Origin of the sequence: Enterobacter sp. T1-1 (assembly GCF_000710795.1) — a bacterium.
GTDB lineage: Bacteria > Pseudomonadota > Gammaproteobacteria > Enterobacterales > Enterobacteriaceae > Enterobacter > Enterobacter cloacae.
In genome coordinates this window covers 36,571-46,090 of sequence record NZ_JALW01000046.1, presented here as the reverse complement: position 1 = coordinate 46,090, position 9,520 = coordinate 36,571, and the positions used below count along the sequence as shown (strand labels likewise).

Sequence of the window (9,520 nt, the reverse complement as noted above, 5' to 3'; positions counted from 1 at the left end):
CCCTCAGCCCACAGGGAGAGGGGACAAAAAACGCCCTCTCCCCTATGAGGAGAGGGGTTCAAACCCACCCTTTCCAACCCACCCCGCAAGCCGTGAATAGACCACTTCCACCGCGGCTTTCACCGGTGGTGTCATCGGGTAATAAAATCCGACGATGTCCGGCTGAATGCCCAAAAACAGCACCTCGCCCACGTCCTCTTTGATCTGATCCACCAGATAGTTAAGCGGCATATTATGCGTGGTCATCATGAACATGTCGGCAATGTCGTCCGGGTCGATCAGGCGGATTTCCCCCGGGTTCAGCCCCATATCCGTAGCATCGACAATCAACAGCCGATCAGGGTGCAGTTCACGGATGGCCACCACGTCGTTTTCCGGCGCGCTGCCGCCGTCAATCACCACCCAGTTGCCCTGCGGGTTCGCGGCACACATCTCTGCCAGCAGCGGGCCTGCGCCGTCGTCGCCCATCATGCTGTTGCCGACACACAGTAAAACGTCAGTCACGTAATCTCCTCACCATCAGGTAGATGGCACTTTCCTGATGAATATCATGCAGCATGCTGAGCAGCGTTTTGCTCCACGCCTGCTGTTCGGGGGTTTGCCGTTTCAGCGCCGCGTCAAACGCGTTCGCCAGCATCGCAATATGGTTGGCGTCGATAACGATCTCACCGTACTTCGGTACCCCTTCCATTTTGCGCCGCGCCGTACTGCCCTCTTCCAGCGTGGCGATCCACGCCAGATAGTCGGACCACGGGCAGCTCAGCGCCGCCTCCAGGCAGTCGATCACCCCGAGGTGATGCCCAATCGCCAGGCTGTAATAGACCACCTGCTGCGCCGCGTCCGGCGTGGCATCGTTCTCATCAATAAATTTACGGCTCAGCTGACTGAACACCACCGTCTCACTCATCGGATACGCGCCTCATCCACAATGCTGTTCAGGTTCGCCACAATCTCATTAAGACGCGGATCGTTTTCCGCCTCCAGCCAGCGCGCCACCTGGTGCTCGCCCTGGCTCAGCAGGCGCAGGTAATCGTCGGCAATCTGACGGCCATAGCGATAGCCCGCCAGCCTGCGCGCCGTGCGGTCGACCTTCACCCGCAGCGGCTGCACCATGTCCGGGTGCAGGATCATCGCAGGCTGATTGTCGGGTTCACCCGGTTCACGGGCGTGGATTTTCTGCTCCAGCAGGCCGAGCGCCATGGCAAAGCCGTACAGCGTGGCGGCAGGCGTCGGCGGACAGCCCGGAATGTAGACGTCCACCGGCACGATTTTGTCGGTGCCGCCCCACACGCAGTAGAGGTCATGGAAGATGCCGCCGCTGTTACCGCACGCCCCATAGGAGATACAGATTTTCGGATCGGGCGCAGACTGCCAGGCGCGCAGCGCGGGCGAGCGCATGGCGCGGGTGACGGCCCCGGTGAACAGCAGAATGTCGGCATGACGCGGAGACGGCACCACTTTGATGCCGAAGCGTTCGGCGTCAAACAGCGGTGACAGCGTGGCGAAGATCTCAATCTCGCAGCCGTTGCAGCCGCCGCAGTCCACGCGGTAAACGTAGGCCGAGCGTTTGATTTTTTTCAACAGCGACGCCTTCATGCTGGCGATGGACTCCTCCACCGTCATTGGCACCGGAATGCCCCGCTCGTCGCGCGGACCGAGTAAGTTTTCCATCAGCTGGCCTCTCTCATATGACGGGTGATATCGATGCGGTCGGACGGCAGCAGGCATTTCTGCCGTTTGCATTCCGGGCAGGTTTCAAAGCTTTCGCGATGATGCTCCGCGCGGGCGTCGCCGTTGTGCTTCAGCAGCGCGATGGCGTAGTCGATCTCTTTTTGCACGGCGAACGGACGTTTGCAGACGCGGCAGTTACACAGGGCAAAACGCGACTGCTGCAAAAAATCCTCTTTCTTCCACACCGCCAGCTCGTACTCCTGAGACAGACGAATGGCGACCGTCGGGCAAACCTCTTCGCAGCGGCCGCAGAAAATGCAGCGTCCGAGGTTAAACTGCCAGGCCAGTTGGCCGGTTTTCAGATCCGTTTCCACCGTCAGGGCATTCGACGGACAGGCGTTGACGCAGGCCGCACAGCCGATGCACTGCTGCGGGTTGTGCTCCGGCTTGCCGCGGAAGTTTTTATCCACCGGCATCGGCTCCAGGGGGTAGCTGCTGGTGGGCGTGCCGGTTTTGATCACTTTTTTGATAAAGGTAAACATGACGAGTCCTTATTTCAGCGGCGAGTTCTTACGCTCGATGCTGTAGCGCTCAAGCTCTTTGTACGGCACCACCTGGCTTTTCTTCTTGCGCACGTCCACCACGGTCATGCGGTCGGTGCAGGAGTAGCACGGGTCGAGGCTGCCGATGATCAGCGGCGCGTCGGAGACCGTGTTGCCGCGCAGCATATAGCGCAGGGTTGGCCAGTTGGCGTAGGTGGCCGCACGGCAGCGCCAGCGGTAAAGCTTCTGGTTATCGCCGGTCATGCTCCAGTGGATGTCGTCCCCGCGCGGCGCTTCGGCAAAGCCGAGGGCAAAGCGGTTCGGGATGTAGGTGAAGCCCTCCACCATCAGCGGGCCGCCCGGCAGGTTATCGAGCCCAAAGTCGATCATATTCAGCGCGGTGAAGACCTCGTTGATACGCACCTTCAGGCGGGAGATGACGTCGCAGCCCTGTTCGCTGTGTACGGTCATTGGCAGCAGGCCGTAACCGACAAACGGGTGATCGGCGCGGGTGTCGCGGGCGTGGCCGCTGGCGCGCACCATCGGGCCAACGTTGCTGAAGTCGCGGGCGATCTCCGGATCAAGACGGCCGATCCCCACGGTACGCTGCTCGATGTTGGGCGTGCTGAGCAGCATATCCACCAGCTCCTGCACGTCGCGACGCATCTGCTGTGCCAGCTGTCGGGTCTGGATCATGTCGTTTTTAAGCAGGTCACGGCGGATCCCGCCGATCAGGTTCAGACCGTAGGTTTTACGCGCCCCGGTGAGGATCTCCGCCATCTTCATCGACGCCTCGCGCACGCGGAAGAACTGCATAAACCCGGAGTCGAAACCGACAAAGTGACAGGCCAGACCGAGATTCAGCAGGTGCGAGTGCAGACGTTCCACTTCCAGCAAAATGGCGCGGATCATCTGCGCGCGCTCCGGCACCACGATCCCCATGCCGTTCTCCACCGAGGTGGTATAGGCGGTGCTGTGGGCGAAGCCGCAGATGCCGCACACTCGGTCCGAGAGGAATGTCACCTCGTTATAGCCCATCCGGGTTTCCGCCAGCTTCTCCATGCCGCGATGGACGTAGAACAGGCGGTAGTCGGCGTCAATGATGTTTTCGCCGTCAACAAACAGGCGGAAGTGGCCTGGTTCATCAGAGGTGACGTGCAGCGGGCCAATCGGCACCACGTTGTTCTTTTTGTTGCCGAGTTCGTTAATGAACTCGTAGGTTTCGCTGTCGGTGGTTGGGGCCGGACGCTGGCGGTAATCCATGCTGTCCTTGCGCAGCGGATACAGTTCGTCCGGCCAGTCGTCCGGCAGCACCAGGCGGCGTTCATCCGGCAGCCCCACCGGCACCAGGCCATACATGTCACGCACTTCGCGCTCGCCCCAGACGGCGGCAGGCACGCGGGGCGTGACGGACGGGTACTCCGGCTTGTTCGGGTCGACTTCCACGCGTACGGTAAGCCAGCACTTCTCGCCCTGCTCCATCGACATCACGTAGTACACCGCGTAATTGCCGCACAACTGACGCTCGTCATTGCCGAACAGCACCGACAGCCAGCCACCCTGCTGGTAGTAAAGAAATTCCACCACTTCCGGCAGATAGTTCACCTTAATGGTGACGGTTACCTGGTCTTTGGTCTGCCATCCTTCATCCAGCACAACACCCGGAAAAGCCTGATGCAACGCGGCGAGATACTGCTGACCTTTCTTTTCTTCAGACATAAATACTCTCTTTAATCACGCCACCAGCAAGGAGACGAACGCTAAAAATGCAAAACCAAAACCGGCCCAGGTGATGCGCGAGGTCGCGACAAAGCGCAGACGTGCCATGCTGTTTTCAAACAGGGCAATCACCAGTACGCCGACCAGCAGCTTGAGCGCGGCAACCACCACGGCCAATACCAGTCCTCCAGCGGAGAAGTGCGTCATCTGCCCCCACGGGAAGAAGACGCCAACAAACATCTGCAGGACCACCAGCTGCTTAAGGCTGATGCCCCACTTAAGCACCGCAAAGCCGTAGCCGCTGTATTCGGTCAACGGCCCTTCCTGTAGCTCCTGCTCGGCTTCTGCGAGGTCAAACGGCAATTTGCCCATCTCAATAAAGGTGGCGAACGCGCAGGCGCAAAGAGCCAGCATTAGCGGGAGGGTGCGTGACACCGGCCAGTGGTAAACGGTGTGGGTGATAAAGCTGATATGGGTAGAACCCGCGACCTGCGCGGCCACCCACAGCCCCAGCAGCAGGATCGGTTCGACCAGCACGCCCAGCATCGCCTCGCGGCTGGCGCCGATACCGGTAAACGGGCTGCCGGTATCCAGGCCCGCAATAGCAAAGAAGAAGCGGGCAATGGCGAAGAGGTAAATCAGCGTAATCAGATCCCCAAGTGCAGGCAGCGGCGAGCCCACCGTCACCACCGGCAGCGCGGTGGCGATGGTCAGCATCACGCCGACCATCACGAACGGCGTCAGGCGGAAGACCCAGCCTGCGGCATCCGGCGCCACGCTCTGGCGGGAGAGCAGCTTGAAGAGATCGCGGTACTCCTGGAGCACGCCAGGCCCGCGACGGTTGTGCATCCGGGCGCGCGCCACGCGCGTGATGCCCGACAGCAGTGGCGCAACGGCGAACAGCACCAGCGCCTGAAGTATTGCCAGTAACAGACTCATGTCAGGCTCCTCGTGAAATCACAATGACCACCAGCACCGCCAGTTCGATCAGCGCCAGACGGCGGAACAGCGCAGGTACAGCGGCGCTCTGCCAGCCCGGCATCCAGCCCACCGGGTTCAGCCAGTGGCGCAGCTTCAGCACGGCAGCGAAGTTCTCTTTCACCGGCATGGCAAAACCGTGGGCGGTGATGACCATCGATTGTTCGTGTTCGTAGCCACAGGCCCAGGCCGCCCCGCGCGAGCGGGAGGGGAGTCGGTCGCGCCTGAAGAACAGCATCAGCACAAACGGCAGCAGCGGTGCGGCAACCAGCAGCAGCGCCATCATCGGCTGGGAGACGGTGGTATGGGCGGTGGTCAGCGGCAGTGGAATGGCGTTACCCAGCAGCGGCAACAGCCATGGGGCGGCGACCCCGCCCGCGATGCAGCACAGCGCCAGCGCGACCACGCTGGCACACATCAGTACCGGGGCGCAGCAGGCATTTTCCGCTTCCCGCGTGCGCGGTGCGCCGAGGAAGGTGACGCCGTAGACTTTTGCCATACACATCACCGCCAGCGCCCCGGTTATCGCCAGCCCAACCGCCAGCAGCGGGCCGAGCAGTCGGGCGATAAAGGCGTCGCTCTGACCGAGCGCGAAGAAGGACTGGTAGATCACCCACTCTCCCGCAAAGCCGTTCAGCGGCGGCAACGCGGCCATCGCCATCAGCCCGACCAGCATGGCGAGAGAAATCACCGGCATCTTTTTGCCAATGCCGCCGAGTTTTTCGATATCCCGATGACCGGTACGGAACCAGACGCTGCCCGCGCCCAGGAACAGGGTGCTTTTAAACAGGCTGTGGTTAACGAGGTGATACAGCCCCCCGATAAACCCGGCGGCAATCAGCGCCGGTTGATTAAGTGCCAGGCCGGTCACGCCTGCGCCGATGCCGAGCAGGATAATGCCGATATTTTCCAGGGTGTGGTACGCCAGCAGACGCTGAATGTTGTGCTCCATCAGCGCATACAGCCCGCCGACAAAGGCGGTAACCATACCTGCGATAAGCAGCGCGACACCCCACCACAGCGGCGGCTGGCCGCCGGTCAGGGTGATCGTCAGAATGCCGAACAGACCGACTTTCATCACCACGGTGGAAAACAGCGCGGCAGCGGGTGCAGAGGCATTCGCGTGCGCCTGCGGCACCCAGCCGTGCAGAGGGATGATCCCGGCCAGCAGGCCAAAGCCCGCCACGCCCAGCAGCCAGACGTCATTTCCCAGCGGCTGACCGTTAAGCGCTGCGAAGTCGAGCGTGCCGAAACGTTGCCACACCAGCCAGCAGGCCAGCGCCAGCAGCAGCGTGCCGAGGCGACCGAGCGCAAACCACAGCTTGCCGGAGGCGCTACATCCCGTCAGGAATACGCCGCAGAGCGCCATGATCTCCGCCATCACCACCAGCGCGCCGAGGTTGCTGGCAATGACGGTGCAGACCGCCGACGCCAGCAGCAGGTTAACCAGCAGACCATTCGCGCGGGTGTGCTGATGGCGGTGCCAGTCAATATTGAACAGGCTGATAAACACCCCGCACAGGCCAAAAGTCACCAGCCAGATGGCGTTCAGCGGCGTGAGCTGAACGGTATGACGGACGATCGGAATCATTGCTTCGGCGGTCTGGCCGCTGAGTAACACTGCCGTACCTGCTGCCAGCGTCATCAGGCTGCCCACCGCCCCGCCGATACCGGCGATCCAGCCGCTCAGGGTTTTATGGAATGACAGGAGCCACACCAGCACAGCAGCGGCGGCAAAGTACGCCACGGCGCTGTTAATCATGAATATCGCGTTCATTTCGCCCCCTCGTTAAGCGCCTGAAGCAGAGAAAGATCGCCGACGTCGGTATTAATGGTCAGCTCGCGCTTGCGTTTGCTGGTGCGGGCAATATCGCGAATGTTGACCAGAATCAGCGCTTTGGTCGGGCAGGTGCGCACGCAGGCCGGGCCCTGCTCATCGAAGCTGCACAGGTCGCACTTCACCGCCACCGCACGCACGCCGGGCACCCAGTCAAGCAGCGTACTGACACGTGCCGGAGCCGGGGGAGCAGGTGGCGCTTTTGGGGTGTTGGCATTCGCCGGAATATGCAGCGGACGGCTGCCGGAAAATTCAATCGCACCGAACGGGCAGGCTATGCCGCACAGCTTGCAGCTCACGCACAGGCTTTCGTTCAGCTGTACCGCGCCGTCAACGCGGGTGATGGCATTCACCGGACAGACGCCCGCGCACGGCGCATCTTCACAGTGGTGGCAGAGCTGCGGGGCAGACTCTTTTTCATTACGCATGACGCGCAGGCGCGGCATGGACTGGAGCCCGTGCAGGCGGTGCGTTTCCGAACAGGCCGCCTCACAGGTTCGACAGCCAATACAGACCGTCGAGTCAGCAATTACAAAACGGTTCACCGGGTCATCCTCTGGTGATAGTCATTTTTGACGAAAAACTGTCATGTCGACACTTCTCGACACGTGATGATCAGGCCACGTCCGCTGAGGCGTGTTCATCCATCAGCTGCTTCAGGTTGACCGGGAGATCGTGTTCAACGGCGGTGTACAGACCGTTATAAACCGGCGCGATTTTTTCCAGATAGTGCTCCAGCACCTGCTGGCGATCGCGGTTGCTGACGTGACCGTCAACCATGCCGTCGGCCATTAGTTGCGCCTTCGCAATACACTGTTTTTCACCCTCTTTTGTCTCGACGTAGTACTCAATGGTGTGGCTGTTGAAGGTGTCGGCCAAGGTGACGTAAATCGTGAAATGGCCGAACAAAACAAAGCGCATATCCCCCTGCGCCGCACAGCTCATGGCGTGGTGAAGACGGGCTTTGGAGAGGGTGATCCCCTGGACCAGTGAGTTGCAGTAAAGGTGCCACTGGTCCTGTAACTGCTGGTGACGCTGCGCGATGTAATCCGCTTTTTCGCTAATTTCCCAAATAGTCATAGAAGGTATCCGGTTAATGGAGATAGCGGCTGCTAAGCAGATTCCATGCCAGTTTTTAATGCATTGATATTTAATGGATTTAATTCAAAACAGGCTGTCAACAAGAGGGTGTCGACGTGTCATTTCGACAGCGTTGACATCGTCACCCCCTAACCAAAACCAGGCTGGCATTGTTATTGCATTAACGGGGCAATTCATTAAGGAAGCGTCATGCACGAAATCACCCTCTGCCAGCGGGCACTGGAACTCATCGAACAGCAGGCAGCGCAAAACCACGCGACGCGCGTGACCGGCGTCTGGCTGAAGGTCGGGGCCTTTTCCTGCGTCGAAACCAGCGCCCTCACCTTCTGTTTTGAGCTGGTGTGCCGCGGCACGCTGGCGGAAGGCTGCGAGCTTCATATTGAAGAGCAACAGGCGGAGTGCTGGTGCGAGCAGTGTCAGCAGTACGTCACCCTGCTGTCGTCGAAGGTCCAGCGCTGCCCACAGTGTCAGCACACCGGCCTTCGCATCGTGGCGGATGACGGGATGCAGATCCAACGCCTTGAAATCGAGAAGGAGTAAAGTATGTGTAGTACCTGCGGTTGCGCCGAAGGCAACCTGTATATCGAAGGGGATGAACACCGTCCTCACTCCGCGTTTCGCTCCGCCCCTTTTACCCCCGCACCGCGTCCGGCAGCGGCACTCACCGGGATTCGCTTTGCGCCTCAACGCTCCGATATGGGCGATCTTCATTACGGCCACGGCGAGGCGGGTACCCATGCGCCGGGCATGAGCCAGCGCCAGATGCTGAACGTAGAAATCAACGTACTCGATAAAAACAACCAGATCGCCGCCCGCAACCGCGCCCGGTTTGCCGCACGTCAACAGCTGGTGCTCAACCTCGTCTCCAGCCCCGGCTCCGGCAAAACCACGCTGCTGACGGAAACGCTCAAACGCCTGAACGAACGCGTCTCCTGCGCGGTGATCGAAGGCGATCAGCAAACGGTCAACGATGCCGCCCGTATTCGTGAAACCGGCACCCCGGCGATTCAGGTCAATACCGGTAAAGGCTGCCATCTGGATGCGCAGATGATTGCCGATGCCGCGCCGCGTCTGCCGCTGGCGGATAACGGCATTCTGTTTATCGAAAACGTCGGCAATCTGGTCTGCCCGGCCAGCTTCGATCTCGGGGAGCGGCATAAAGTGGCGGTCCTCTCGGTGACCGAAGGAGAAGACAAGCCGCTCAAATATCCGCATATGTTTGCCGCCGCGTCGCTGATGCTGCTGAACAAAGTGGACCTGCTGCCGTACCTGAATTTCGACGTGGATAAATGTCTGGCTTATGCCCGTGAAGTGAACCCGGACATTGCGATCCTGCTGGTCTCCGCCACGCGCGGCGACGGCATGGCGCACTGGCTAAACTGGCTGGAGAGTGAACGATGTGCATAGGCGTCCCTGGACAAATCCATTCCATTGACGGAAACCAGGCCAAAGTGGAGGTCTGCGGCATATTGCGTGACGTCGATTTAACGCTGGTGGGCAGCACCGATGAGACGGGCGTCTCGCGCCTTGGTCAGTGGGTGCTGGTACACGTGGGGTTTGCCATGAGCGTGATTAATGAAGCGGAAGCGCGCGACACGCTGGATGCCCTGCAGAATATGTTCGATGTGGAGCCGGACGTCGGCGCGCTGCTGTACGGCGAGGAACGGTAATT

12 protein-coding genes are annotated in these 9,520 nt (G+C 60.4%); 3 read left to right on the top strand and 9 right to left on the bottom strand.

Features of this window, described 5'->3' with window-relative positions:
• Window positions 1-42 precede the first annotated feature (42 nt).
• The 9 genes from hycI to hycA all read right to left on the bottom strand — a co-directional run bounded on the left by hycI (window position 43) and on the right by hycA (window position 7,827).
• Window positions 43-504 (bottom strand): hydrogenase maturation peptidase HycI, encoded by a 462-nt coding sequence (gene hycI / locus AK59_RS0115625; RefSeq protein ID WP_029883194.1) that lies wholly within the window; start codon window positions 502-504, stop codon window positions 43-45.
• The gene (locus AK59_RS0115620; RefSeq protein WP_014833049.1) at window positions 497-907 is read right to left on the bottom strand and encodes a formate hydrogenlyase maturation HycH family protein; all 411 of its coding nucleotides are present in this window, start codon (window positions 905-907) and stop codon (window positions 497-499) included. Before AK59_RS0115620 ends, hycI begins: the two co-directional genes overlap by 8 nt.
• Entirely contained in the window at window positions 904-1,671 is a 768-nt protein-coding gene (locus AK59_RS0115615; protein ID WP_014833050.1) for an NADH-quinone oxidoreductase subunit B family protein, read from the bottom strand. Before AK59_RS0115615 ends, AK59_RS0115620 begins: the two co-directional genes overlap by 4 nt.
• Window positions 1,671-2,213, bottom strand: coding sequence for a formate hydrogenlyase complex iron-sulfur subunit (locus AK59_RS0115610; protein ID WP_029883193.1), 543 nt, complete (start codon window positions 2,211-2,213; stop codon window positions 1,671-1,673). The genes AK59_RS0115615 and AK59_RS0115610 overlap by 1 nt, the downstream gene beginning before the upstream one ends.
• 9 nt (window positions 2,214-2,222) lie before the next feature.
• Window positions 2,223-3,932, bottom strand: coding sequence for a formate hydrogenlyase subunit HycE (hycE, locus tag AK59_RS0115605; RefSeq protein ID WP_029883192.1), 1,710 nt, complete (start codon window positions 3,930-3,932; stop codon window positions 2,223-2,225).
• Window positions 3,933-3,947: 15 nt separating this feature from the next.
• Window positions 3,948-4,871, bottom strand: a complete 924-nt coding sequence (locus AK59_RS0115600) for a respiratory chain complex I subunit 1 family protein (RefSeq protein ID WP_029883191.1) — start codon at window positions 4,869-4,871, stop codon at window positions 3,948-3,950.
• A 1-nt stretch (window position 4,872) separates the two neighbouring features.
• The gene (gene hycC, locus AK59_RS0115595; protein WP_029883190.1) at window positions 4,873-6,687 is read right to left on the bottom strand and encodes a formate hydrogenlyase subunit 3; all 1,815 of its coding nucleotides are present in this window, start codon (window positions 6,685-6,687) and stop codon (window positions 4,873-4,875) included.
• A complete protein-coding gene (locus AK59_RS0115590; protein ID WP_013098468.1) occupies window positions 6,684-7,292 on the bottom strand; it encodes a 4Fe-4S dicluster domain-containing protein in 609 nt (202 codons plus the stop codon). Before AK59_RS0115590 ends, hycC begins: the two co-directional genes overlap by 4 nt.
• A gap of 70 nt (window positions 7,293-7,362) precedes the next feature.
• Window positions 7,363-7,827 (bottom strand): formate hydrogenlyase regulator HycA, encoded by a 465-nt coding sequence (hycA, locus tag AK59_RS0115585; protein ID WP_013098469.1) that lies wholly within the window; start codon window positions 7,825-7,827, stop codon window positions 7,363-7,365.
• Between the two features lie 210 nt (window positions 7,828-8,037).
• Here hycA and hypA point away from each other — a divergent pair, with 210 nt between their 5' ends.
• From hypA to AK59_RS0115570, 3 genes are read left to right on the top strand one after another with little or no spacing between them, the layout of a single operon-like run.
• Window positions 8,038-8,388, top strand: coding sequence for a hydrogenase maturation nickel metallochaperone HypA (gene hypA, locus AK59_RS0115580; RefSeq protein ID WP_014833056.1), 351 nt, complete (start codon window positions 8,038-8,040; stop codon window positions 8,386-8,388).
• A 3-nt stretch (window positions 8,389-8,391) separates the two neighbouring features.
• Window positions 8,392-9,255, top strand: coding sequence for a hydrogenase nickel incorporation protein HypB (gene hypB / locus AK59_RS0115575; RefSeq protein WP_020689279.1), 864 nt, complete (start codon window positions 8,392-8,394; stop codon window positions 9,253-9,255).
• Entirely contained in the window at window positions 9,246-9,518 is a 273-nt protein-coding gene (locus tag AK59_RS0115570) for a HypC/HybG/HupF family hydrogenase formation chaperone (protein ID WP_020689280.1), read from the top strand. Before hypB ends, AK59_RS0115570 begins: the two co-directional genes overlap by 10 nt.
• Window positions 9,519-9,520: the final 2 nt, after the last annotated feature.

Coding starts and splice junctions, on each gene's coding strand:
- hycC (WP_029883190.1), bottom strand. CDS start 6,687: ATGAACGCGATATTCATGATTAACAGCGCCGTGGCGTACTTTGCCGCC.
- hypB (WP_020689279.1), top strand. CDS start 8,392: ATGTGTAGTACCTGCGGTTGCGCCGAAGGCAACCTGTATATCGAAGGG.
- AK59_RS0115610 (WP_029883193.1), bottom strand. CDS start 2,213: ATGTTTACCTTTATCAAAAAAGTGATCAAAACCGGCACGCCCACCAGC.
- AK59_RS0115620 (WP_014833049.1), bottom strand. CDS start 907: ATGAGTGAGACGGTGGTGTTCAGTCAGCTGAGCCGTAAATTTATTGAT.
- AK59_RS0115570 (WP_020689280.1), top strand. CDS start 9,246: ATGTGCATAGGCGTCCCTGGACAAATCCATTCCATTGACGGAAACCAG.
- AK59_RS0115600 (WP_029883191.1), bottom strand. CDS start 4,871: ATGAGTCTGTTACTGGCAATACTTCAGGCGCTGGTGCTGTTCGCCGTT.
- hycA (WP_013098469.1), bottom strand. CDS start 7,827: ATGACTATTTGGGAAATTAGCGAAAAAGCGGATTACATCGCGCAGCGT.
- AK59_RS0115615 (WP_014833050.1), bottom strand. CDS start 1,671: ATGGAAAACTTACTCGGTCCGCGCGACGAGCGGGGCATTCCGGTGCCA.
- hycE (WP_029883192.1), bottom strand. CDS start 3,932: ATGTCTGAAGAAAAGAAAGGTCAGCAGTATCTCGCCGCGTTGCATCAG.
- hypA (WP_014833056.1), top strand. CDS start 8,038: ATGCACGAAATCACCCTCTGCCAGCGGGCACTGGAACTCATCGAACAG.